A 23476-nucleotide genomic window follows, 5' to 3' on the forward strand; every position below is an offset into this window, starting at 1 on the left:
TTCGCCCGCGGGAGCCGTGAGCGGGCGTCTCGGCGCGAACAGTCGCTCCGATCGCGCTACAGCGCGTTCTTGTAGGCTTCCAGCGTCTCCTCCACGTCTTCCTCGGTGTGGGCGTAACTGAGGAACTGCGACTCGTACTGGTTCGCGGTCAGGAAGACGCCCTCCTCGCGCATCGCGGGCCAGAAGAGGCGCTCCCAGCGCTCGGTCTCGGCCGCGTCCACGTCGGCCTTGTTCTTGGGGCAGTAGTCGAACCGGGGGCAGTCGGGGTCCTGCCGACATCCGGCATCGCACTGGCCCGAGAGGTCGCGCGGCCCGTCGCGCGTGAACACGACCTTGAACATGCTGTCGTACCCGGTGACGGTGTATCGGGGAGCCTCGTCTTCGAGGATGTCGGTCAGCCCCGAGCGCAACCGGTCGCCGAGGTCGCTGAGGTGGTCGTACACGTCGTTCTCGGCGGCGTATCGGAGCATCTCCAGCCCCGCGGTGAGCGAGAGCGGGTGGCCCGAGTAGGTTCCGGCTTGGAACACGTCGCCCGTCGGCGTGAACGACTCCATGATTTCGGCGGGACCGCCGACCGCGCCGACCGGGAAGCCGCCGCCGATGACCTTGGCGAAGGTGGTGATGTCGGGGGTGACGCCGAACTTGCCCTGCGCGCACTGGAGACCGCCGACGCGGAACCCGGTCATCACCTCGTCGAGTATCAGGAGCGCGCCGTGGTCGTCGGTAATCTCGCGGAGGCTGTCGAGGTAGCCCTCCACCGGACCCACCGACGCGCAGTTGCCCAGAATCGGCTCGGTGAGGACGGCCGCGATTTCGTCACCGCGCTCCTCGAACACCTCCCGGACCGCCCGCTCGTCGTTGAACGGGACGGTGATGGTCTCTTCGGCGAACGCTCGGGGAATCCCGTCGGAACTCGGCGACCCGACGCCGCCCGACTTCCCCTCCACGAGCGTCGATTCCTGCGCGCCGTGGTAGCCGCCCTGCATGACGACTATCTTGTCCCGGCCGGTGTAGCCGCGGGCGAGGCGGACCGCAGAGGTGGTCGCCTCGGTACCGGAGTTGACGAAGCGCAGCATCTCGACGCTCTGGACGTGGCGCGCGATGAACTCCGCGAGTTCGACCTCCACCTCGGTCGGCGCGCCGTACATCGGGCCGTCCGAGAGCTGAGACTGAATCCGCGACTCGACCTCTTGGGGCAGGCCGTGGCCCAGCAACAGGGGACCGTAGCCCATCACGTAGTCGACGTACTTGTTACCGTCGGCGTCGACGACGTGCGCGCCGTCGCCGCGTTCGACGAAGAACGGGTACGGTCTGACCGCCCGCACGGGGGAGTTGACCCCGCCGGGCAGAACCGACAGCGCCCGGTCGTACAACTCGCGGGAGTTCGCGTCGTGCATACCGTAGTCTTCTGGTTCGGGGCTAAAGTCGATTTCTGTCTGGCCGACCGGGGTCAGGCGCCCTCGACGAGTCGCTCGAACTGCTCGGGCGGAATCGCGCCGCGAGCGCCGTGTCCGTCGAAGGTGAAGGTCGGAATCCCCGAGACGCCGCGCTGTTTGGCCTCCTCGAACCGCTGTTTCATCTCCTGTTCGAGTCCGTCGTCCTCGATGGCGTCGTACACCTCGTCCGCGGGGACGCCGACGCCCTCGGCGATGTCCGCGATGACTTCCGGGTCGCCGATGTCCCGACCGTCCTGCCAGAGCGCCTCGAACGTGCGCTCGTGGAAGTCGAGGAACGTCTCCTCGTCGTAGGCCTGCTTCACGTACAGCGAGACCTTCTGAGCGTCCCACGAGTCCACCTCCAGCGAGTAGTCCAGCGTCATGTCCACGTCGTACTGCTCTTTCAGTCGCTCGACGTTCTCGCGGACCTGCGCGAAGTAGTCGTCGTCCTTCCCGTCTTCGACGTCGTGGTCGATGCTCCCGTCCGGTTGGCGCTTGTAGCCCCGCAGGTCGAAGACGTGCCACTCGACCTCCGGCGGGTCGTCGGCCTCGTCGAGGTACTCCTCCATCGCCGCTTTTCCGAGGTAGCAGAACGGACAGACGTAGTCCGAGAAGACCGTCAGTTTGTCCTCGTCTATCGTACTCATGTTCCATTGTGGGGGTTCGAGATGGAAAAGCCCCTCACTTGAAGCGGGGTCTGCCCCTTCCGGCCGCATTCCGACTGCGGCGGCGACGCTCCTGTCGTTGTCGGCCCTCGACGTACCGCCTCTCGCGTACATTTATCAGAGACAGCACTGTCTTCGAAGGCGTAGCGATGGCTCCACTCGACTGGCTCACGCCCGAGAGAGTCGCCGACCGTCTCGATACGGTCGGCGCAGTCCTATTTCTCGGGTTAGGGATTTTATCGCTGTATCGGGGATTGACTACCCCACCGACGGACGTTTACTTGGGAGTCAGCGCACTCGTCTGGATCGGTCTCGGCTGGGTGCTGTCCGGTCTCTACGTCTGGTTCTCACGAGGCTACTGGAAGCGCGCGTCCGAAAAATAGCAACTACTCCTTCGTCCGGAGCGGGGCCTGCCCCTTCGGCCGCACCCGGCTCACAGTTCGCGTCGGAGGTACGACCCGAGCGCGCCGCCGAGCGCTCCGGCACCGACGAGATAGCCCACGACGACGACGAAGAGGAACCCGGCGAACAGTCCGCTCAGCGCGAAGAAGGGGTCCGCGCCGAGCAGGAACACTCCCACGACGACCCACGCGAACAGGAACGCCGGAATCGCCGCCAGCATACCCGCGATGGCACCGACCGTCGCACCGTCACTGAGGTCACCCCGCTGGAGGTAGCCCGCGACCCCGCCGCCGACGACGGCCGAGAACGGGAGGACCGGCGCGCCGACGACGGTGACGACCGCACCGACGAGCGCGTTCAGCAGGGTGTTCGGGTCGTCGTTCCGCGGGCGCTTCTCGTCGCCGGGAGAGTAGTTCGTAGACCGGACAGTGGTCTGCTCCTCTTCCATACCCAACACTTCCGCCGAGAGATGATATATGTTGGCCGTTTCGCGGACCGAGTCAGAGCGGCGATACTGAAAAATGGAACTCGCAGGAAACCGGGGGAGAACCGAGAATCGGAACCGTCGGTGTCGGTGAGAACGTTCGGCGGCGACCGACACTCGCCGCGGACGAGGCCCTCTTACACCGCCTCAGTCCCGCGAACGCCGGTCCGGACCTGCACGGCGTCCTCGACGGGAATCACGAATATCTTCCCGTCGCCGGGTTCGCCGGTGTCGGCGGCCTCGCGAATCGCCTCGACGACCTCGTCGGTGGGCACGTCGGCGACGACGCACTCGACTTTCACCTTCTGGTGGAGGTCAACCGTGTACTCCTCGCCGCGCCACTGGCCGGTCTTCGCGGGTTGGCTCCCGCGGCCCGAGACGTTCGTGACCGTGAGACTCGGCGCGCCGACCTGTGCGAGGGCGGTCTTCACGTCGCTGAGGCGGTCGGGCCGGACGACGGCGGTGACCATCTTGATTTCGCCGGTGTCGGGCAGGTCACCGGCACCGTCTGAGCGAAGCTCCGACGAGGCTCGCGAACTCGAAGTTCGCTCACCCCCGTCGGCACGCAGACCGCCAGCGCCGTCGGTCCGCACTGCGCTTCCCTCGGACACCTCGGGACGACCGAACTCGGGGTAGGTGTCCACGCCGTGTTCGGCGATGTCGAGACCTTCGCGCTCGTGTTCGGTGCTGACCCGGGCCTGACCGAGCAGTTTCAGGACGCCGAAGACGAACGCCGTCGCGCTGACGGTCCACAGCGCGATGACGCCGACGCCGATGGCCTGCGCGACGAAGCTGACCTCGTAACCGGGGATGGCGAAGAACGGGAACAGCAGCGCCCCGAGGACGCCCGCCGACCCGTGGACCGGGAAGACCGCACACACGTCGTCGATTTTGAGCTTCCGTTCCACGAACTCGAAGACTATCGGAAGCTGTCCTCCGGCGACGAGACCGACGACCAGCGCGCCGACCCACGTGATGGCGTTCGTGTTGCTGGTGATGCCCACCAGTCCGGCGAGCATCCCGTTCGCGACGTAGAGGGTGTCGACCTTGTCGGTCTTGATTAGCGAGACGGTGCCCGCACCGATTGCGCCCGCGGCCATGCCGAGCGTAGTGGTCAGCGCGACGCGACCCACCGTGTCGGCGAACGCGCCGAGCGCGAGGGTACCGTTCTCGACCACGAAGACGCTCGCGGCGGTGCCGACGTTGAAGCCGTACCAGCCGAAGCAGAGGATGAGCGTCCCGAGGACGGCGAACGTCACCGAGTGGCCGGGGATGACGTTGACCGACCCGTCGTCGTTGTAGCGGTCCATCCGCGGCCCGAGAATCCACGCCGCCGTGAGTCCGGCGATGCCGCCCATCCCGTGGACGATGACGCCGCCCGCGAAGTCCTGGAAGCCCGGACCGATGGTAGTGAGGAAGCCGCCCGCCCACGTGAAGCCGACGACGACCGGGTAGATGACCGCCGACAGCAGGACGGTGTAGGTCACGTAGGCCCGGAGCTTCGCCCGGCCCGCGACCGCACCGGACACGATGGTCGCCGCGGTCATGGCGAAGACCGCACCGAACAGCCAGCCGATCCACGAGTCCGACCCGCCGTTGACGTAGGCGAAGGGGTCGGCCGCCCCGCCGACGACCGACGAGAGACCCGCGCCGACGAGGAAGTAGACGATGACGCCCACGCTCCACGTCAGCATGTTCTTGGTCAACTGGTTGGCGACGTTCTTCGACCGGACCTGCCCCGCCTCCAGCATGGCGAAGCCCGCGTGCATGAAGAAGATGAGGAAGGTCACGGTCAGGACCCAGACGTTGTTGACCCCGCTGGCTATCGACCCGGGGTCCACCTGTAGGGGTGCGCCTAGCATTCAGACCCCTCCGTCGGGAGTTCGACGAAGTCATCTGGACGACTGTGCAGGAAAATCTCGTATTCTTCTGGGTTCGTGTGTTCGCTCACGATATACTGTGACGGGAAAACAGTACATAAGGATAAGCGTTGAATTTCTACAGAATAATCTGTCTACGGTAGACGGTCGTCCGATTTAAAATCGGATAATATCCATATAAGGTTGTATTCCGTCCAGAAAGCGGACGTTCGGGCGTTCGGTTTTCGGACGTTCGTAGGGCGGGGTCGGAGCGTGCGCCCTCGTCCCACGAGTCGAGGGCGCGCGCGACGGAAACCGGACTCAGAAGCGCGTCGATGGCCAGAGAACGGCTACGGAACCGTCCTGACGGGTGCGTTCGCCGTACCACCTCGTCCCCGAGACCGAGGCGCGGCCTTTTCGGAGTCGGCGTCGTATCTCGACGCATGACCGACAGCGAGTTCCGCAAAGTCGCGGTCGAGGACCTGCCCGACGCCCCCAATCCGACTCGGCACAAGAAGGAAGTGGACGAGGCGGTCGGCGCTACCGAGTTCGGGTTCAACGTCTACCTCGCCGACCCCGGACAGCAGTTGCCGTGGGGCGAACACCGTCACCCGGACCACGAGGAACTGTTGTACGTCGTCGAGGGCGAGATTCGCGTCGAGACGCCCGACGGCGACTACGACGTGGGGACGGGCGAGGCGTTCTTCGTCCCGCCCGAGGCCAAACAGCGCACGGTCGCGACCGGCGAGGGACCCGCGCGGGTAATCGCGGTCGGCGCGCCGAAGGCCGACGACGGCGCAGTCATCGAAGAACGATGTCCGGAGTGCGGCGACGAGACCGACCGCGACTACGAAGAACGCGACGGCGGTGACACGTACGTCCTCTACTGCGGGGACTGCGGGGCCGAAGTCAGGCGAATGACCGCGGGGCCGGAGTGACTCGGTCGGTACGTCGTCCGTGACGTAGTCTCCGGTCAGTGCTCGGTCTCTGTGACCCACTGCACGGGAAACGGACCGTCCGGTTCGCGGTCAGGGTTATATCCGATTCTCACCGCGCCGCGCTCCGCGGGCCGAGGCACGACGAACGCGGACCACGCCGTGGTGGTCTCGCCGGGTTCGACCGCGAGTCCCTCGGCGGTCCACTGGCCGGGGTACTCGACCCGACGTAACTGGTCCGCACGAATCCGCCACTCAGTCTCGGGGTTCTCGATGCGGTACTGCTCGGAGAACGCCTCGCCGCCGACGAGCGCGACGAACCGGCCCGCGAGATGCTCGTCCAAGGCAGAGCCGTCGTTGGCGACGCGGGTCGTGGCGACGAGTAGTTGCTCGTCGGGCGGTAGCTCGTGGGTCTCGCCGTCGTCGGTTTCGACGGTCGCCGACAGCGCCAGTTCCGTCACGGCGAACCGCCAGTGGCCGTCGGCGTGCCACTCACCGAGTTCCAGTCGCTCTTCCGGCGTTTCTTGGGTTGTGTGTGCACTCTCAATTGTTCGCGTACTCACTCGCTCGTCAGTTCTCTGGGTCGTCACCGGGGTCTCTGCTGCCCGCTCTGAACACCCCGATAGCGCGGTGGCAAGCAGCCCTCCGCAAGTGGTTAGCAGTCTCCGCCGAGAACTTGTTCTCATGGTAATTTCTATTAATAATATACTAAATCAACCTTGTGGTCGCTGTACTTCTGACGATACATACTCCAGTAGAGAAAATAAATGTATGTCAGTCTGAGATAGAAAAATTTACTTACGCTGGGGGTAGAGGTATCGTTGCATGGCAAAATACAGTAAATTAACGGAGGGCGGTGACAGCTACGGAGACGTACAAATGTACATCCGTGTGTATCCAAACACGTCGAATGAAGAAGGGAATGTCAATAGCTCATCTGACACGGTCCCGGGGGCACTAAAGAGCGCCTGTGAACAACTCCTCTCCTATGGGTCGATAGACTACTACCGGATTTACAAGTTCAACACTGCTGACTCCGACCATTACCCAAAAACAGACAGTAACAATTCGTTCCAATCTTGGTTAGAAGACGGTAGTGACAACGGCTACGGAGAAGACCTATCGTCTTACAAGGGGACGCATCTGCTCGTCGGCGACTACAATGAGTGCAGTACGAGTACTGCTAACTCGGCATACGTCGTTAGTTGTGGAGATAATGCGTTCACCACCGGTGTCGGTGCAATTTCGCCTCTAAGCGGTTGTTCTACGTCGAAGGTAAAGGCATCTGCCGTTCAGGAGACACTCCATAACTTCATCAACTGGGAGAGTAAGGACGTTCGGTGTCTCGTCGATTGTGGATTTACGTCTGATGACTACATGTATGAACACGCACTCGGCGAACGAAACTCAAGCCACAACACGACGCCGTTGCTCACGTATCATCCCAACCTCAATGGAATCGGGGACTGTAGTTATAACGGAGCTGACAACGGATACACGACGAGTCTGACGTGGTGTACGAAAGAGGCTGTCAAGATAACGGGGAACTACCCGTCCTGTTAATTAAGGAGGACATACAATGCAAACCAACAACACCGATACTGACGGCGTTGACCGACGAACCGTGCTAAAAAACGTAGGGGCTTCAGCAGGCCTCATTGGGCTTAGTGGACTCGCTAATGCGAGTTCAACCGAATCTATCGGAACTGTAGACTTAGTCCAAGTGGGTGTTGAATACCAATTCGATGAGCCATTCGAACTCCAAGAGTTCCTTATCAACGGTACACCGGGCTACTTCTTTGACTCAGCAGAGAAATCGATGTACCTGACTAGTGCAGTATCGCCAACTGAGAAGTCTGCCTTCCAGTCACGTGCGACGATAGTCAAACAGAGTGGACTTGGCGCAATGAAAGAGCATTCGTTAGGCAACGAGTCTACTACTGTGCTTCCAACAGCACTTGACGACTCAACTTACCGGCCGATCGCCGTCCTCGGGTTGGAGGAACCGTTCCAAGAACCCGGTGTCGAGATCACGCCTGAAGCCGGTGCTGCGACTATCTCGACGGGGTCGTTCAAAACGGCCCTCCAACCAAATACGGAACAGACGACTGAGGTGGATGAACACACGATAACCGTAAAAGCCTACGAGGTTTCCGATGACCTCGTTGACGCACCTCACATCCCGAAGAACGAGCGTTCGGTGAACATCGACCGATGGCAACAGGAAATTGATGTGACGCGGGTCCTACGCGCTAAGTATCTGGAGGACATCTCGGTCGTGGACCTATCGACTCTTGACAACTCGAAAGGAGTGCCGTAATTGACACCGGGGCCTTTTCGCCTCGTTCGCCTCTAGATAGTGCCAAGGTTCTCAGTCGAGACGGTCCGCCACGTCCTCGGCGAAGTACGTCAGAATCAGGTCTGCCCCGGCGCGTTTCATCGACACCAGCGACTCCATCGCCACCTCCTCCAGATTCAGCCACCCCTTCTCGCTCGCGGCGTGGAGCATCGCGTACTCCCCGGAGACGTTGTACGCCGCGACCGGGTGGTCGAACTCCTCGCGGAGGTCCCGGACGATGTCGAGGTAGGGGAGTGCGGGCTTGACCATCAGCACGTCCGCGCCCTGTTCCACGTCGAGGCGGACCTCGCGTAGGGCCTCGCGTCGGTTCCCGGGGTCCATCTGGTAGTGTCGCCGGTCGCCGAACGCGGGCGCGCCGTCCGCCGCGTCCCGGAAGGGACCGTAGAACGCCGACTCGTACTTGGCGGCGTAGCTCATGATCGGCACGTCCGAGAAGCCCGCGTCGTCCAGCGACTCCCGGATGGCTCCGACCATCCCGTCCATCATGCCCGAGGGAGCGACCATGTCGGCCCCGGCCTCGGCGTGAGAGGTCGAGATTTTGCCGAGCAGGTCGAGCGTCTCGTCGTTCTTCACCGTCAGGCGCTCTTCGCCCTCACTTGCTCCCTCTTCCAACACGCCGCAGTGGCCGTGGTCGGTGTACTCGCAGAGGCAGACGTCGGTAATCACGTAGGCGTCGGTCTCGGCGGTCACGCGGCGGGTCGCCTCCTGCACCACGCCGTCCTCGGCCCACGCCCGGGTGCCGCGCTCGTCCTTCGACTCGGGGATGCCGAAGAGCATGACCGCCTCGACGCCGGTTTCGAGGACTTCCTCCACGCGCGCCACCGCGTCCGAGACGGGCACGCGCTCGTGGCCCGGCATCGACTCGATGGGAACTCGTTCGTCGGTCGTCGCGTCCACGAAGACGGGCGCGACGAGGTCGCTGGCGTCCACGTCGGTCTCGCTGACCATCTCGCGGAGTCCGTCCCGCCGGAGGCGACGGGGCCGGTCGGTGAGGTTCATATCGGTCCTTGCGGCCCCCTCGTCAAAACCGCGTCGCTCGCGGTCAGTTCGGCGGGGTCGCGCGGTCACGCTCCGGAGGGGGTTCTGCTCGGCCGGGGTCACAACGCATTTACTACCGCCAGTCGATACGACAGTCACGAATGCTGTCCCCGCTCGCTCTCGTCGCTTCCGACGTGCCAGTCGCACTCGGAGTCGCGGTGTTCGTCGCAGGCGCACTGCTGTCTAACGCGACCGAACCCGGCGCAGTCCGGGAGTTCTTCGCCGACAACGGTCTCGTCCTACTCACGGCCGGTATCGTCCTCGCGGCGGTGGTCGGCGTCGGCCTGTTCTTCGTCGGAAACAAGGAACTCGCCAAGGCGTGGCTCGACCAGTACGGCCTGCTCGCGCTCTTCCTCATCCTGATTCTGGAGGGCGCGATGCTGCTGTACTTCGCGCCGAGCGAGAGCCTCGTCCCCCTCGGCGTCACGCTGCTCGCGGAGTCCTCGACCGACTACGCCACCATCGCGGCGGTCATCGCCGTCGCGGTGGTCGGGGCGACTATCGGGCAGTACGCGCTCTTCCTGCTGGCCAAGCGCGGCGGCCGAGAGTACCTGCTCGAAAAGCGCTGGTTCCGAATCGACGAGAGCCAACTCGACCGCTTCGACGGGTGGTTCCAGAAGTGGGGCCGTATCGTCGTCCCGGTGAGCAACGCCCTGCTGTTCACTCGGGGGATGCTCACCGTGCCCGCGGGATTCGCCGAGATGAACGACGCGGAGTTCGTCGTCCTCTCGGCGTTGGGTACCCTCGTCTTCCAGACGTGGCTCGCGGCCGCGGCGCTCTACGCGCTCGAACTCGGATTCCTCGGATTCCTCTGACCCGACCGCTCCACGCTCCGCGCTCGCGGAAACTCGGCCCGCTACCCCGTCGCGTTTTTCGGCGAAGTGGTAGGCGTCAGACCTAACAAGCCGCGGTTCGTAGGGTCAGGTGCGCTCGCGTGCCGACCTCATCGCGTGCCATGCCATGAACGCCACGCGAGCGCACTTCTGCCGCGATGGGTGCGGCAGTCGCTCTCTTTCGATACTTCCACTCGATACCTGCCAGTACGTATCGTCCTCACGTTCGACGACGACTACGACGGCATAACCCCCGTATCGACCCGAAAACGCCCGCTACTTAATCCGCCGCGACTTCGACCTGCTCCTTCCGACCGATGGCGTCCACCAGCAACTCCGAGACGTCTACGATTTCGATGTCGTCCTCGTAGCCGCCGGTCTTCCGGCCGTCCTCGTACATCGTCATGCACATCGGGCAGGCGACGACGAACTTCTCGACGCGGCTCCCGGCGTCGGTGTCGTTCAGCGCCTCCCGCAGGCGCTCCTCGCTCGGCTTGGGGTCCTCGTCGAAGTCCATCCACAGGCCGCCACCGCCGCCGCCGCAGCAGAACGAGTTGTCGCGGTTGCGGGGCATCTCGTCGAGTTCACAGCCCGTCGCCTTCACGATTTCCCGCGGGGCCTCGTACTCGTCGTTGTACCGCCCGAGGTGGCAGGGGTCGTGGTAGGTGACGGTGTAGTCGAGTTCGGTCCCCGAGAGTCCGAGTTCGGTGAACAGGTCTTCGACGACCTGCGTGTAGTGGAACACGTCGTCCTCGGTCCACGAACACGCCTCGAACTCCGGATACTCGTTCTTGAACGTGTTGTAGCTGTGGGGGTCCGTGCAGACGATTTTGTCGTAGTCGCAGTCCTGAATCGCCTCGGCGTTGTCCTCCACGAGCATCTCGTAGAGGCCCTCCTCGCCGACCCGGCGCACGTCGTTGCCGTCGGCCTGCTCGTCGTCGTAGAGGATGCCGTAACTGACGCCGGACTCTTCGAGGATAGTCGCCAGCGAACGCGCGACCTTCCGGTTGCGCTCGTCGAAACTCGGGTAGTCGCCGACGTACCAGAGGTACTCGACGGACTCATCGCGAGCGTCCGGAATCTCGAAGTCCAACTCGTCGGCCCAGTCGGGGCGTTTGCGCTGGGGTTCGCCGAACGTGTTGCCGTTCTGGAACACGTTCATCATCGTGTCCTGCACGTTCGGGTCCATCTGGCCCGACTCGGTGAGCCGTCGGTTCATCTGCGTGAACTGCTCGACGTGTTCTATCTCGACCGGGCAGGCGTCCATGCACGCCATGCAGGACATGCACGACTCCATCGTCTCGCTCGCGATGACGCTCTCGCCGGTCGCCACGCCCCCGTCGGTCGCGGCCTCCGCTCCCCGGCCGGGCGAGTAGGTCTCGTCGACGGTGGCGTCCGTGATGATGGGCATCTCCTCGACGTTCCCGGCGTCGCGGTCCTCGCGGTACCGTTTCAGGTCGAGAATCACGTCGCGGGGGTCGAGCGGTCGGCCCGACGCTTTCGCGGGACAGACCGACGAACACCGACCGCACTTGGTGCAGGCGTCGTGGTCGAGCAGTTCCTTCCACGTGAAGTCCTCGATGGACCCGTGGCCGATCTCCTCGGGACTGGCGTCCTCGGGGACGCCCGGCAGGCGCTTGCCCGCCTTCTCGTCGCGGGTGACGACGTTGGCGAACGACGAGATCATGTGGAACGGCTTGGCGTAGGGAACCGCGGCCACGAACGCCAGCGCGAGCAGCGCGTGGGACCACCAGATTACGGGGTAGGCCGCGGTCGCCATCTCGGGGCTGACCCCCGCGACCGCCAGCACGTCGTAGACGAACCACCCGACGAAACTCACCGTCTCGAAGGAGACGTCGCGGGTCGCGCTCGTCCCGAGGATGCGGACGCCCTCGGTGACGTAGCCGCCGACCCCGAGCAGGAACAGCGACCAGACGAACAGGTCGTCCTCGGCCGAGGTGTGGCGACCCCACAGCCGGTTGTTCTGGACCCAGTAGCGCCGGTAGATGGCCATCCCCACGCCGACCACGAACAGCAGGCCCATCGCGTCCATCACCAGCGAGTACGAGAGGTAGAACGCGCCGTTAAAGAACGACTCTTGGCCGAGTCCCTTGGTCCAGATGTCCATGTCGATGGCCAGAATCGTCGTCCCGATGAGCAGGGTCAGGAACCCCCAGAAGACGAACGCGTGCATCAGGCCCGCGTAGAGGTCGCGGTCGAACTGCTTCTGGTTCGAGAAGACGATTTTGGTCGCCGAGACGATGCGGCCCGACAGGTCGTCGAGGCGGTCGAACCACGAGTCGGTCCCCTCGGCGTAGGTGGCGAACCGCTCGTAGACCCCGAACGCGAAGATGGCCATCGCCACCGCCGCGAGGTAGTAGAAGATGGCCTCGCCCAGATGACCGATCTTCCAGAAGGTCGGGCGGGTCGCCTCGGCCCCCGCCTGCGCCAGCACAAATCTTGCCATGTTTTACACGGGGGAGACGATTCGCTTAAGTTTTACCGACTCAGGCAGCTTCCTCTGTCAAAAACGGACTCGGAGTTTACCGTTTTCAGTTCACGCTCGACCGCACGGGTCGCGTCTCTCGCTCGACCAATCCAACCTTTTATTTTCGACTGTGACGTAGGGTGATACGATGTCGAACGTGAACCGAAACGGTCGCGCCACGATTGGACCGACTCAACTGCGACTGATAATCGGTATCGCGGTCGTGACGGCTACTTTCACTTGGCTCGTAGCCCCGGCGGACTCCCGCCTTCTGGTCGCGGCAATCTCGGGACTAGTCTCGCTGGTGGCCACGACGCTGTTGCTCAAGTAATCGGACCGATACGCAGTTTCTCGGCCAAGTCGGGGTCGAACCGTCCACTCACCGATATCCGATATCGATATTCGATCAATTTTATCACATCTTATGCTGTATGCCCTCATGAGATAATTAATGATAGTTGAAAATAATAAAATCGACGTAGATATAAAAATTCTTTAATCTAGACGCGTGAAAATCCTGCTGCATGTCACGAGATAGCCAAGACGAGCGTTCGTTCAGTCGTCGGAAATGTCTAAAGGGCATCGGTGCCGCTGGCGTGACATTCGGGTTCGCATCGAACCCTGCTTCGGCTAACGGGAAACTGAGGATAAAGCGAATCCGTGGCGGCAAACGCTCTAAAGTAATCGAGGACGCGCGCTCCACCGACGAGTTCGAACTGTTCGCTACGGCGCTCCAGCGCGAAGGCATCTCGTTCGACGCGACCGAGGTCAACGCTTTCAAAGTCTTTCCGGCGAGCGGTGGAAAGTTCGAACTCGTCTCGTTCGTAGACGACAGCGTCGATGCCGGTGGTGTGAACATCTCGATTCCGCTGGGCGGTGACTCCGTCGCCAAGGCGACGGTCACCGAACTCGACGACCGGGACCGCCCCGTCACCATCACCGAGTTCGGTCGGGGCGGCGTGGTTTCGACGAGTACTGCGAACGGTCTCGAAAACGTCTCGACCCGGACGACGACGACCAACGTCGGGGGAACGACGGTTACGAAGAAGACCCACGACCTCTCAGGATGGTTCAACGACGGTGAGGTCACCACGCAGGCGAGTTACTGTTCAGACTTTCCCGACACCATCGGGTGCGGAGACTGCAAGAACATGGTGACGATACTGAACTCGCTGTCGTGCAGTCTACAGACGGCCGCCTACTGTTCGTTCGTCACTGCCGAGACCGGCGTCGGTCCGCTCGCCTGTGCCGCGGCATTCGGAGTGCTCTGTCTCGTCGTGACGACCTTCGGAATCAGTAACCCGCAGGACGTGTGCGAGAAGGTCTGTGCCTGTTGACGCTCGCCGGGAGTCGTACCGGTTGCGGAACGTTACCGACCTTCCACCCCCGACGTTGTCGGAGGGCCTCGAACGAACCCGGAGCGGGTGCAACGCTGTGACTCACCCGTTTTACCTGCAGAGGCGCGAAAGTGGTGTCCCGCTCTCTCTCCGGCCACCGAGTTAGAGGACCGCCCAGAGCAACAGCCCCGCACTCCCCACCACCACCGGAACGTCGGCCCGGGAGAACGACAGGGGCGGAAGCGTCGGATTCCACGCGAAACACCGGGCGCGGAGCGCGAGCGCGAACCTGTCGGCCCGCGAGAGCGCCCGCGCCAGTCCCGAGACGCCGACCAGTTTCATGCGTTCGACCAGCCCTCGCTGGTCGCCCAACCGGGCGGCCGAGGCGTCGCGAATCCGGCGCAAGTCCGCCTGCAGGACCGGCAGGAATCGGAAGACGAAGCCGACACCGGTGCCGAGCAGTCGCCCGGCCTTCCCCGGCACGACGCGCTGAATCGCGGCCCGCGAGTCCCGGACGGGGGTCGTCCGGAGGTAGGCCGCGCTCACGAGCAGGACGAGCACCACGCGATAGCTCGCTAACAGGCTCTCGACGCCCGCCTCCCACCGAACCCACGGCGCGCCGAGCGTCAGCGAGGAAATCAGCGGTCCCGCCAGCAGGAACGGGAAGACGAACCGGTACTCCACGAGGGCCTCGCGCGCGGCGACGCCCGACGCTCGCAGGACGACGAACGCGACCACCGTCAGCGCGACCAGGCCCTGCGGGGTCGTGTGCGCGAACGCCGCGGCCGCGAACGCGACCTGAAAGCCGAGTTTCGTCCGGGGGTCGAGTCGGTGAGCGAGCGAGTCGCCGGGGCGATAGCTGAGTGTCACGGCTCCCGCTCCGGACTCGTGGACTCTCGTCCCGGGACTGGGGACTCCCGCTCCGACGCTGGCGGTACCCGGATTCCGAGGTCGGGCAGTCGCTCGCGCACCTCGGCGGGCGGAGCGTCCACGGCCACCTGTCCGTCGGCGAGTGCGACGATTCGGTCCGCGAGTTCGAGCGCGTCTCTGAGGTCGTGTGTCACGAGGACGACGCCGGTCCCCGCGTCGCGGAGCGCCCGGAGTTGCTCGACCACCGACTCGCGCGCCGGGGCGTCGAGACCGGTGAACGGTTCGTCCAGCACGAGGTGTCCGGGGTCCATCGCGAGCGCCCCGGCGATGGCCACGCGCTCGCGCTCGCCGCCCGAGAGTTCGTCGATGCGCTCGTCGCGGCGGCCCGCCATGTTCACGGCCGCGAGGGCCTCGCCGACGCGCCGGTCGATTTCCTCGCGCGGGAGGCCCAGATTCTCGGGACCGAACGCAACGTCCGCGCCGACCGTGGCCGCGACGAACCCGTCTCGGGGCTGCTGGAACACCATCCCGACCCGAGTCCGGGCGGCGACGAGGTCCTCCGAGACCGGCGTGCCGTCCACCAGCACCTCGCCCTCGTCGGGGTCGAGCAGGCCGTTGAAGTGGCGGACGAGCGTGGACTTCCCCGACCCGTTCGGTCCCGCCAGCACGACGAACTCGCCGTCGGCGATGGACAGCGAGACGCCGTCTACTGCCGCGGGGCCGTCGTCGCCGCCGTACCGATGGCGCAGGTTTCGAGTCTCTATCATCTGGTTCTGTGAGTCGCCGGGGTCTACTCCGCCGCTATCTGGTCGCTCCGGACGACGCCGACCGCGGCGGCCATCTTGAACGCCTCGGCCGGGATGAACGCCACCGCGGCCGTGAGGAACGCTTTCTGGAGGGTCATGTCCAGCACGAACGCGAACCCGACCACGCCGAAGGCGTAGATGACGACCGTGCCGATCACCATCGCGCCGACCAGACGGCCGAGTCCGCGCTCGGCGGGGTCACGAAGTCGAAGTCCGCCGTGAGCGACAGCGCCGATGGCGAACGCCGCGACGGGGTACGACCAGAGGTACCCGCCGGTCGGGCCGAGCAGCGCGCCCACTCCCGCCGACCCGCCAGCGAAAATCGGTGCGCCGACCGCTCCGGCGACGAGGTACAGCGCCATCGAGACGCCGCCCCAAGAGGGGCCGAGTAGAATCCCGGCGAGGAAGACGCCCAGAACTTGGAGACTGACCGGTGCGGGCGAGAAGGGGTTCGGGAACGAGACGTAGGCGAACGCGCCCGTGAGCGCGGCGAGCAGGGCCGCCCGCGCGACGTTCTCCGCGGTCTCTTCGCCGACCAACTCGACTGACGCGGTGTCGGTACTCATGGTCGCCACTCTCTCGTCAACCGAGATTATTTCTTCGGTTGACGGCGTCCGTCTCGTTGCCGACAGATTTTTATATTGCGGTCCCGACCCACCCACATCATAGAATAATGGACGAGAAGACTGAGGAACTCCGTGACATCTTCATGGATGTCACCGACGAATCCACCGTCACCGAACAGCAGGAGGAGACCCACGGGTCTCTGAGTTCGGAGGCGGCGGTCGAGGAGCGCCTCGAAGAGGTCATCTCGCGCATGCGCGACCACTACGACTTCGGGACGACGCTCTCGGACGAGGAACTCGTGACCGTGGTCCGTGGCTTCTACGCGGGCGACTCCGACGCGGAGATCGCCCGCGAACTCGGCGACGCTTCGCTCGGTAAGACTGTGTCGCGCGCCCGCATCGACCTCCATCTCATCCGCGACGCCGACGAAGACGCGCCATTCGACCTCGACGACCTCCGCGACCTCCTCGACGCCGACGCTTCCACCGGTGAGTGCGCCGAGGAACTCGACGTGAGCGAGTCCACGGTCAGACGCTACCGTCGGGTCGTCGAGGCCCAGCAGGAACGCCGCACCGTCAACGACCGGTTCCGCAACGAGTTCGAGAACGTGCTTCAGGACCGCGAACTCTCCGACCGGATGACCGAGGGCGTGCAGGAGGACGGTCTGGACGACGCGACCGAGGGGATGGAGACGAACGTCTCCTTTTAGAACGACCTTTTTTCTTCGTCGGGTGTCCTCGGGCACCGCTCCTCGAAAAAATCTCGACCAAAAAAGTCCGCTCACTCGGGCGACGCCCTCACTCGCGGTGAATCGCGCTCGCTTCGCTCGCACGGATGCTACTTCCGCATCGGTTGCTCAGTCGAGCGTCTGCTGTCGGCAGTCTGGCCGGGCGCTCGCTGGCCGTCCGCCAAAGAAGCAATTCGTTTCTTTACCGTAGCTAAGGGTGGCCAAACTTTATCTCTGAAGCCGGGACGAACCCTCCCCGTGTCGAAGATTCCGTTCAGCGAACTCGAAACCGCGGCGTACTGTCCGCGAAAGCTGTACTACCGGCGACGGGACGACGACTTCGAGGTGCCCGAACGAGTCGCCGAGCGCCGCGACCTCGCCTTCCGGTACGGCGATTTGCTCGACGCTCCCGACGAGCGACTCGCCGACCTACCGCTGGCGGTCGGCCCGACCGAGTTCAGGTCGAACCTCGACTACGCCAGACGGCGGTTCGACAAGGCGTGGCCCGCCATTCGAGACCCGAGCGAGCGCGACCGACTGACCGAGGGCAAGGACTGCCGGGGCGTCGTCCACAAAGTCCTCGCGCTCGACCCGCCGACGCCCGCGATGGTCTTCACCGGCGACCCGCCGGAACAGGGCGTCTGGGAGCCACAGACGGTGCGGACCGTCGCCGCCGCCAAGGCGCTGTCGTGGACGTTCGAGCGACCGGTCGAACGCGCCTTCGTGGAGTACCCCACCCACGGCGTCGTCCGCGAGGTCGAACTGAACACCCGCCGGAAAGCCGCGTACCGGACGGCCGTCGGGGCGGTTCGCTCGCTCGACGGTCCCCCGCCGCGACTCCGCGGCAGCGCGAAGTGCGACGCCTGTGAGTACCGCTCGGAGTGCGGCGTCGTGACCCGGTCGCTGAAGTCACTACTGGGGTTCTGAACTGTGAGTTCCGGACGAGTCTCGGTGTCACCGACGGCGCTGGTTCGACCCTATCGAGCACTGTGCTCGGGTCTCATCGAACACTCCCGTTCCGTCTCCCCGAACACTCCGACTCGGCCTCACCGAACGCTCTGTTTCGGGTTATCCACGCGTTCGCGGACGACGACGTAGCCGTCGTCCTCGATGGTCACCTCGTAGGCGGAGATGGTGAACGACACGCGCAGTCGCTCGGAGCGTTCGGCCGTCGTCTCGTACAGGCGGTCGAGCGCGTCGCCGTCGATGCTGTCGTACAGACGAACGTCCAGGTTCTGCGGTTCGACGTTCTCGACTGCGGCGATTGCCTCGACGACGGTATCGCTGACGGGACCGTCGTTGTCTCGGTCGTGGTTCGCTCGGTAGAGTATCTCCGAGTTCGCGTCCTTCGTTGCGATCGACATTGTCTATCCCTACCGATACCGTATTCGTAGCCTTCCTTTGTTATGTCCCGCCTGATATCGGTGGCAGGGACTCTCACAGCAGGTCCGACAGTCGCCGGTAACGAAGTAACCACCGCCTACGTCCGACTGCACTCGGTCGGTTTCGAGCGACCGGGCGACGACTGTCGAACGACTCTCCGACCTCGCGTCGAACTCCCGGCCACGTGGGTCACTCCCGTAGCCACGCCGCTACGTCGTCGGCGTTCGGTCCACGGCGGTGAATCTCGCCGGACTCGACGTTCACGACGGTGCTTCCGGTGTCACCGGTCTCCCCGCCGTCGAGGACGACCGCGGCGGCGTCCCGAATCTCGGCGTCGAGGTCGGCCGCGCGGGTCGCGCTCGGCCGCCCGCTCACGTTCGCACTCGTGGCCGTGACGGGCGCGACCTCGCGCAGGAGGTCGAGCGCGACCTCGTGGTCGGGAACCCGAATCCCCACGCGCTCGCGGCCCCCGGTCAGCGCGTCCGGGACCGTCTCGCGCTTCTCGCACAGGACCGTCACCGGACCGGGCAGGAACTCCCGCATGAATCGCCGTTCGCGGTCCGACGCCCGGACGAACTCCAGCGCGGCGTCGGCGTCCGGCACCGCCAGCGAGACCGGTTTGTCGCGCGACCGGTCCTTGGCCGCGAAGACGCGCTCGATGGCGTCCTCGTTCAGTGCGTCCGCACCGAGTCCGTAGACGGTCTCGGTCGGGTAGACCACGAGTTCGCCGTCCCGAATCGCGGTCGCCGCTCGTTCGATGTCGTCGGCGTCGGCACTCATCGAGCGAACGTTCGCGTCGGGCGGAAAAATGCGCGTCGGTCCGGCGGCGCGACACCGTGGGAGTCCCGGAGCTACTGCGACTCGATGGCGGCTTCGACCTCGTCGTAGTCCGGGAAGTCGGGCCACTCCTCGGCGACCCACGCGTACTCGACGGTCCGGTCCCCGTCCAGCAGGAAGACGGCGGGCCGGGGTTCGCTCACGCCAGCCATCCCGTCGAGGTCGTTGACGATGCCGTACTCCTCGGCGACGCCGTTCTGCGGGTCGCTGAACAGTCGGTACTCCACCCCGCGCTCCTCGACGAGTTGCTTGTGGGCGTAGGGGTCCGAGATGGAGAGACCGACGACGGTGAGGTCGCGGTCCTCTTCGTTCGCGGTTTCACCGCTCGCTTCCTCCGAGGCGCGTTGCGCCTCGCTACCCCACGCTCTATCGCGAATCTCGTTCCACATGTACGTCGCGGGGAACGCGCCGTCCATCGTGAAGAACACCAGCAGGACCGGCCCCTCGTCGGTCAGGTCCGACAGCGCGGCGTCCTCCCAGTACTCGTCGTTGACCAGCGGCCGAGTGAAGTCGGGCGCGGTGTCGCCCTCCGCGACGTGGTCGGTGTCGGGGAGCGAGACGACGTCGAAGTCCGGCATTACTCGGCACCTCCAGCGCCGTAGGTCCGGTCGAGGTAGTCCACGATGTTGGCGCTCTCGCTCATCGTGACGCCGGTGTTCTCGTCCACGATGGCCGGGACGGTCCGCTTGCCCGAGATACGCTTGACGACGTTGCGGTCGCTGTGCATCGGTTCCACGAACCGCGACCGGTAGTCGAGGTCGTACTCCTGTAGCTTGTTGACCACGCGCTCGCAGTACGGACACGCCTGCAAGCGGTACAGGGTTATCGCCGACTCGGCGCTGGTTGACTGGCTCATGACCGAGTATTGTCCCGAAAGCGCCGTAAGGTCTTCGCTCGCGGCAGTCTCCCGTCACGTCGCAGGAAAAGAATAAAGAGTTAATCCCGTCCACTTGCAAGTTGGATTGTCGAATGGTGCCATTCCCGATGTCTACGGTCGCGTCTGTGGGGCCGACCCCGATAGCGGAAGTGTTGGGCGTTCAGGTCTCGAGAGCGATGGTTACGTGGGGTGGTGCAATAGTCATCGCCCTCCTCATCGCGCTCTCCGGATTCTTCTCGTCCTCGGAGATCGCCATGTTCTCGCTGGCGAACCACCGCGTGGACGCGCTGGTCGAGGACAAGGTGCCGGGCGCGGAGACGGTCAACGAACTCAAATCCGACCCCCACCGCCTGTTGGTGACGATTCTGGTCGGCAACAACATCGTCAACATCGCCATGTCGTCGATAGCGACGGCCATCGTCGGTATCCACGTCGACAGCGCGGGGATGGCAGTCCTCGTCTCGACCTTCGGGATTACCTCTCTCGTTCTGCTGTTCGGCGAGTCCGCGCCCAAGAGCTACGCGGTGGAGAACACCGAGTCGTGGGCGCTCCGCATCGCCCGCCCGCTGAAACTGTCGGAGTACCTTCTCCTCCCGCTGGTCGTCCTGTTCGACTACCTCACGCGAGTCGTCAACAAGGTCACGGGCGGGCGGTCGGCCATCGAAACGTCGTACGTGACCCGCGACGAGATTCAGGACATGATCGAGACCGGCGAGCGCGAGGGCGTCCTTGAAGAGGACGAGCGCGAGATGCTCCAGCGCATCTTCCGGTTCAACAACACCATCGCCAAGGAGGTCATGACCCCGCGCCTCGACATGACCGCCGTCTCGAAGGCCGCGAGCGTCGAGGAGGCCATCGAGACGCTGGTTCAGGGCGGCCACGAGCGCGTCCCCGTCTACGAGGGGAGCCTCGACAACGTCATCGGCGTCATCCACATCCGCGACTTGGTTCGGGAACAGACCTACGGCGAGCACGACCACCTCGAACTGGAGGACGTGATTCAGCCCACCCTCCACGTCCCCGAGAGCAAGAACGTGGACGAACTCCTGACCGAGATGCGCGAGAACCGGATGCAGATGGTCATCGTCATCGACGAGTTCGGGACCACCGAGGGGCTGGTGACGATGGAGGACATGGTCGAGGAGATCGTCGGCGACATCCTCGAAGGCGAGGAGGAGGAACCCATCGAGTACGTGGACGACGACACCATCATCGTGCAGGGCGAACTCAACATCGACGAGGTCAACGAGGCGCTGGACATCGAACTCCCGGAGGGCGAGGAGTTCGAGACCATCGCCGGGTTCATCTTCAACCGCGCCGGTCGCCTCGTCGAGGAGGGCGAGGACATCACCTACGACGGCGTGCGCCTCCACGTCGAACAGGTCGAGAACACCCGCATCATGAAGGCCCGCGTGACGAAACTCGATGCGGTCGAACGCGCCGAGAGCGAGGGCCAGCGGGACACCGAAATCGAAGACGGCGTCGAGACCGAAGGGTAGTAGCGTCTCGAAGTCGCGTTTTCGCGTCCGAATTCTCCGTCCGCCTTCGAAGGAGAGTCTCTGCTAAACGTACTCGTCTACGACCCGATTAGCTCACCGTGTCGATGAGCGCGAACGCGCCGTAGCCGACCCCGATTGCGAGGACGAGCGACGCGACCCACGCTAGCACGGTGAAGCCCATCTTCCGCTTGCTCACGCTGCTACCGCCCTCCGCGGCGAACCCGCTCCCGACGATTGCGCTCACGATGATCTCGTTGAACGACACCGGAATCCCGAAGAAGACCGCGACCTGCGCGATGGCGAACGAGGGGATGAGCGCCGCGATGGAGCGCCGGGGACCCAGCGCCGAGTAGTCCTGCGCCAGCGCCTTTATCATCCGGGGCGCGCCGGTCCACGACCCGGCGAGCAGGCCGAGTCCGCCGCCGACGAGGACCGGCACGAGCGGAATCTCGAAGGGGTCCAGCAGGGGGACCAGCGGTCCGATGGCGAGACCGACCTGCGACCCGCCCGCCGAGAACGCCACGAGGCTCCCGAGCGCGAGCAGGAAGTGGCGCTGTCCGGCGTCGAGGTCCCGGTGAACGTCCCACGCCAACAGTCCGGCTATGAATCCCGCGACCGCGAGCGAGACGACGATTCGGCCGGTCTCGAACCCGGCGACCGCGGGCAGTGCCAGCGCGTCGGCCGCGGTCTCGGCGACCGATTGGCTCACGTCCGGCGGCCCGAATATCACGAACTTGACGTTGGCGATGATGAGACCGACGAAGCCGCCGAGCAGCGGGATGACGACCCCTTCGGAGGTGCGCTCGGACCGGAGGAGTCTGGCAGTGGTGTACGCGATAGAACTACCGACGATGGGCGTCAGAATCCACAGCGCGGAAATCTGGCGGTACTTCGCCCACGCGGGGTCGCCGCCCATCGCCAGTCCGACGCCGACGATGGCTCCGGTGACGGTGAACGCCGTGGCGATGGGGTACCCCGTGAACACGCCGATGGCGACCAGTATCGCCGCGACGAGCAGTCCCGTCGTGGCCGCGATAGCAGTCAGTTGGACGCCGCCGATGAGTTCCGTCCCGACCGCTTCCGAGACGTTCGCTCCCTGCAACACGGCTCCGAAGAAGCCGAGGAGACCGACGAAGAATCCGGCCCGCATTACGGAGATGGCGTTCGCGCCGACGGCTGGTGCAAACGGCGTGGACCCCGACGACCCCGCGCCGATGGCCCACGCCATGAAGAGGCTGGCGATGCCTGCGATTACCAACGTTACGACGCCACTCCCGACCATGCTCCGAACCTATCGCCGACGGTAGAATAGTGTACCGGCTTCTGGACGCCTCAAGTCGTCTTCGAGTGTGGCTGTTCTGGTTCCTCGGGCGCTTCGACGCCCTCCGCGGCCTCGGCGATGTCCGTGTCCTTCTCGGTGGCGACGTGCCAACGGTTGACCTCGTCCTCGTAGGCCGCCAGCTTGTCGCTGACCTTCTGCTTGAGCTGGTCGTCGTTGATGTTGACCTCGAAGACGAACTCCTCCTCGCCGTCGCCCCGGCCGACCTGCTGGACGTTCGCGCTGATGAGGTCGTTGTCGAAGTAGTAGGGCGCGAGTCGGGTCATCACCTTCTGATAGACGGTGTCCTCGACCTTCCGGAGGGCCTTCCGACTCGCGGAGTCGGCGGCCCGTGCGACGTAGCTCACCGAGTCCTGCCACTTGCTCACGGCTTCGTCGGTGTCCTCGTCCTCCAACTTCTCGTAGGATTCGCTGATCTTCTCGCCCGCGGTCTTGAGGTCGTCGTCGGGCGTCTTGCCCTTCTTCTCTCCTTTCCCTTCGCCGACAGACGCCTGCTCGGCGGTCTTCTCGGACACGTCTTCGCCGAGTCGCTCGTGGTGTTTGGGTCGCCACTCTTCCCACTCCTCGTAGGCGTCGCCGGAGACGTCGGCCTCGCGGAGTGCCTCCGTGATGCGCTCGCCGTGTTCGACGATGTCGCCCCACGTCCCGCGGAGCTTGAATCCCGAAACGCTCTCTTCCATTGGTAGACCTTCTAGTTCGGATTCGGTATACGCTTGTCGGGTGCTGTCCGTCGTG

Annotated in this window: 26 protein-coding genes; 10 read left to right on the plus strand and 16 right to left on the minus strand. The window is 64.5% G+C overall.

Annotated features, from left to right (window positions below; translation table 11 throughout):
• Positions 1 to 56: 56 nt before the first annotated feature.
• Both hemL and NGM06_RS15885 read right to left on the minus strand, forming a co-directional pair.
• Entirely contained in the window at positions 57 to 1397 is a 1341-nt protein-coding gene (gene hemL, locus NGM06_RS15880) for a glutamate-1-semialdehyde 2,1-aminomutase (protein ID WP_254267898.1), read from the minus strand.
• 53 nt (positions 1398 to 1450) lie between these two features.
• Complete coding sequence (locus tag NGM06_RS15885; protein ID WP_254267899.1) at positions 1451 to 2083, minus strand: DsbA family oxidoreductase; 633 nt, start codon at positions 2081 to 2083, stop codon at positions 1451 to 1453.
• Between the two features lie 167 nt (positions 2084 to 2250).
• Here NGM06_RS15885 and NGM06_RS15890 point away from each other — a divergent pair, with 167 nt between their 5' ends.
• The gene (locus tag NGM06_RS15890) at positions 2251 to 2484 is read left to right on the plus strand and encodes a hypothetical protein (protein WP_254267900.1); all 234 of its coding nucleotides are present in this window, start codon (positions 2251 to 2253) and stop codon (positions 2482 to 2484) included.
• A gap of 50 nt (positions 2485 to 2534) precedes the next feature.
• On the opposite strand, the gene NGM06_RS15895 is transcribed toward NGM06_RS15890, so the two are convergent.
• Entirely contained in the window at positions 2535 to 2951 is a 417-nt protein-coding gene (locus tag NGM06_RS15895; RefSeq protein ID WP_254267901.1) for a DUF5518 domain-containing protein, read from the minus strand.
• Positions 2952 to 3124: 173 nt separating this feature from the next.
• Entirely contained in the window at positions 3125 to 4849 is a 1725-nt protein-coding gene (locus tag NGM06_RS15900) for an ammonium transporter (RefSeq protein WP_254267902.1), read from the minus strand.
• Positions 4850 to 5289: 440 nt separating this feature from the next.
• On the opposite strand from NGM06_RS15900, the gene NGM06_RS15905 reads away from it, so the two are divergent.
• Positions 5290 to 5784 (plus strand): cupin domain-containing protein, encoded by a 495-nt coding sequence (locus tag NGM06_RS15905; RefSeq protein ID WP_254267903.1) that lies wholly within the window; start codon positions 5290 to 5292, stop codon positions 5782 to 5784.
• A gap of 35 nt (positions 5785 to 5819) precedes the next feature.
• On the opposite strand, the gene NGM06_RS15910 is transcribed toward NGM06_RS15905, so the two are convergent.
• Positions 5820 to 6344, minus strand: a complete 525-nt coding sequence (locus NGM06_RS15910) for a hypothetical protein (protein ID WP_254267904.1) — start codon at positions 6342 to 6344, stop codon at positions 5820 to 5822.
• A gap of 262 nt (positions 6345 to 6606) precedes the next feature.
• Here NGM06_RS15910 and NGM06_RS15915 point away from each other — a divergent pair, with 262 nt between their 5' ends.
• Both NGM06_RS15915 and NGM06_RS15920 read left to right on the plus strand, forming a co-directional pair.
• Positions 6607 to 7344, plus strand: coding sequence for a hypothetical protein (locus NGM06_RS15915; RefSeq protein ID WP_254267905.1), 738 nt, complete (start codon positions 6607 to 6609; stop codon positions 7342 to 7344).
• 16 nt (positions 7345 to 7360) lie between these two features.
• Positions 7361 to 8101, plus strand: coding sequence for a hypothetical protein (locus NGM06_RS15920; RefSeq protein ID WP_254267906.1), 741 nt, complete (start codon positions 7361 to 7363; stop codon positions 8099 to 8101).
• Positions 8102 to 8152: 51 nt separating this feature from the next.
• On the opposite strand, the gene hemB is transcribed toward NGM06_RS15920, so the two are convergent.
• Positions 8153 to 9139: a porphobilinogen synthase gene (hemB, locus tag NGM06_RS15925; protein ID WP_254267907.1), complete on the minus strand. Its 987-nt coding sequence runs from the start codon at positions 9137 to 9139 to the stop codon at positions 8153 to 8155.
• 173 nt (positions 9140 to 9312) lie between these two features.
• Here hemB and NGM06_RS15930 point away from each other — a divergent pair, with 173 nt between their 5' ends.
• The gene (locus tag NGM06_RS15930) at positions 9313 to 9993 is read left to right on the plus strand and encodes a DedA family protein (RefSeq protein WP_379793567.1); all 681 of its coding nucleotides are present in this window, start codon (positions 9313 to 9315) and stop codon (positions 9991 to 9993) included.
• A gap of 298 nt (positions 9994 to 10291) precedes the next feature.
• On the opposite strand, the gene NGM06_RS15935 is transcribed toward NGM06_RS15930, so the two are convergent.
• Complete coding sequence (locus NGM06_RS15935) at positions 10292 to 12478, minus strand: (Fe-S)-binding protein (protein WP_254267908.1); 2187 nt, start codon at positions 12476 to 12478, stop codon at positions 10292 to 10294.
• 169 nt (positions 12479 to 12647) lie between these two features.
• Between NGM06_RS15935 and NGM06_RS15940 the strand changes: the two genes are divergently transcribed.
• Positions 12648 to 12830: a hypothetical protein gene (locus NGM06_RS15940; protein WP_254267909.1), complete on the plus strand. Its 183-nt coding sequence runs from the start codon at positions 12648 to 12650 to the stop codon at positions 12828 to 12830.
• A 193-nt stretch (positions 12831 to 13023) separates the two neighbouring features.
• Positions 13024 to 13836 (plus strand): hypothetical protein, encoded by an 813-nt coding sequence (locus tag NGM06_RS15945; protein WP_254267910.1) that lies wholly within the window; start codon positions 13024 to 13026, stop codon positions 13834 to 13836.
• Between the two features lie 162 nt (positions 13837 to 13998).
• On the opposite strand, the gene NGM06_RS15950 is transcribed toward NGM06_RS15945, so the two are convergent.
• From NGM06_RS15950 to NGM06_RS15960, 3 genes are read right to left on the minus strand one after another with little or no spacing between them, the layout of a single operon-like run.
• On the minus strand, positions 13999 to 14706 hold the full coding sequence (locus tag NGM06_RS15950; protein WP_254267911.1) for an energy-coupling factor transporter transmembrane component T family protein: 708 nt from the start codon (positions 14704 to 14706) through the stop codon (positions 13999 to 14001).
• The gene (locus NGM06_RS15955; RefSeq protein ID WP_254267912.1) at positions 14703 to 15473 is read right to left on the minus strand and encodes an energy-coupling factor ABC transporter ATP-binding protein; all 771 of its coding nucleotides are present in this window, start codon (positions 15471 to 15473) and stop codon (positions 14703 to 14705) included. The genes NGM06_RS15950 and NGM06_RS15955 overlap by 4 nt, the downstream gene beginning before the upstream one ends.
• A 23-nt stretch (positions 15474 to 15496) precedes the next feature.
• Positions 15497 to 16078: a biotin transporter BioY gene (locus NGM06_RS15960; RefSeq protein WP_254267913.1), complete on the minus strand. Its 582-nt coding sequence runs from the start codon at positions 16076 to 16078 to the stop codon at positions 15497 to 15499.
• Positions 16079 to 16185: 107 nt separating this feature from the next.
• On the opposite strand from NGM06_RS15960, the gene NGM06_RS15965 reads away from it, so the two are divergent.
• Positions 16186 to 16788 carry a conditioned medium-induced protein 4 gene (locus tag NGM06_RS15965; protein ID WP_163519546.1) on the plus strand — a complete coding sequence of 201 codons (603 nt, stop codon included), beginning with the start codon at positions 16186 to 16188 and terminating at the stop codon, positions 16786 to 16788.
• Between the two features lie 276 nt (positions 16789 to 17064).
• Complete coding sequence (locus tag NGM06_RS15970; protein WP_254267914.1) at positions 17065 to 17733, plus strand: CRISPR-associated protein Cas4; 669 nt, start codon at positions 17065 to 17067, stop codon at positions 17731 to 17733.
• Between the two features lie 119 nt (positions 17734 to 17852).
• Here the strand turns inward: NGM06_RS15970 and NGM06_RS15975 are convergent, their stop codons facing one another.
• The 4 genes from NGM06_RS15975 to NGM06_RS15990 form a co-directional block, all read right to left on the minus strand.
• Positions 17853 to 18170, minus strand: coding sequence for a HalOD1 output domain-containing protein (locus NGM06_RS15975; protein WP_254267915.1), 318 nt, complete (start codon positions 18168 to 18170; stop codon positions 17853 to 17855).
• A gap of 208 nt (positions 18171 to 18378) precedes the next feature.
• Entirely contained in the window at positions 18379 to 18969 is a 591-nt protein-coding gene (locus tag NGM06_RS15980) for an L-threonylcarbamoyladenylate synthase (RefSeq protein ID WP_254267916.1), read from the minus strand.
• Between the two features lie 71 nt (positions 18970 to 19040).
• Positions 19041 to 19604, minus strand: a complete 564-nt coding sequence (locus tag NGM06_RS15985; RefSeq protein WP_254267917.1) for a redoxin domain-containing protein — start codon at positions 19602 to 19604, stop codon at positions 19041 to 19043.
• Positions 19604 to 19882, minus strand: a complete 279-nt coding sequence (locus NGM06_RS15990; RefSeq protein WP_163519551.1) for a glutathione S-transferase N-terminal domain-containing protein — start codon at positions 19880 to 19882, stop codon at positions 19604 to 19606. The genes NGM06_RS15985 and NGM06_RS15990 overlap by 1 nt, the downstream gene beginning before the upstream one ends.
• A gap of 197 nt (positions 19883 to 20079) precedes the next feature.
• On the opposite strand from NGM06_RS15990, the gene NGM06_RS15995 reads away from it, so the two are divergent.
• On the plus strand, positions 20080 to 21402 hold the full coding sequence (locus tag NGM06_RS15995; RefSeq protein WP_254267918.1) for a hemolysin family protein: 1323 nt from the start codon (positions 20080 to 20082) through the stop codon (positions 21400 to 21402).
• Between the two features lie 88 nt (positions 21403 to 21490).
• Here the strand turns inward: NGM06_RS15995 and NGM06_RS16000 are convergent, their stop codons facing one another.
• Both NGM06_RS16000 and NGM06_RS16005 read right to left on the minus strand, forming a co-directional pair.
• A complete protein-coding gene (locus NGM06_RS16000) occupies positions 21491 to 22684 on the minus strand; it encodes an inorganic phosphate transporter (RefSeq protein WP_254267919.1) in 1194 nt (397 codons plus the stop codon).
• 50 nt (positions 22685 to 22734) lie between these two features.
• Positions 22735 to 23421: a DUF5828 family protein gene (locus tag NGM06_RS16005; RefSeq protein WP_254267920.1), complete on the minus strand. Its 687-nt coding sequence runs from the start codon at positions 23419 to 23421 to the stop codon at positions 22735 to 22737.
• Between the last annotated feature and the right edge of the window lie 55 nt (positions 23422 to 23476).

It is taken from the genome of Halorussus aquaticus (assembly GCF_024218795.1).
GTDB lineage: Archaea > Halobacteriota > Halobacteria > Halobacteriales > Haladaptataceae > Halorussus > Halorussus aquaticus.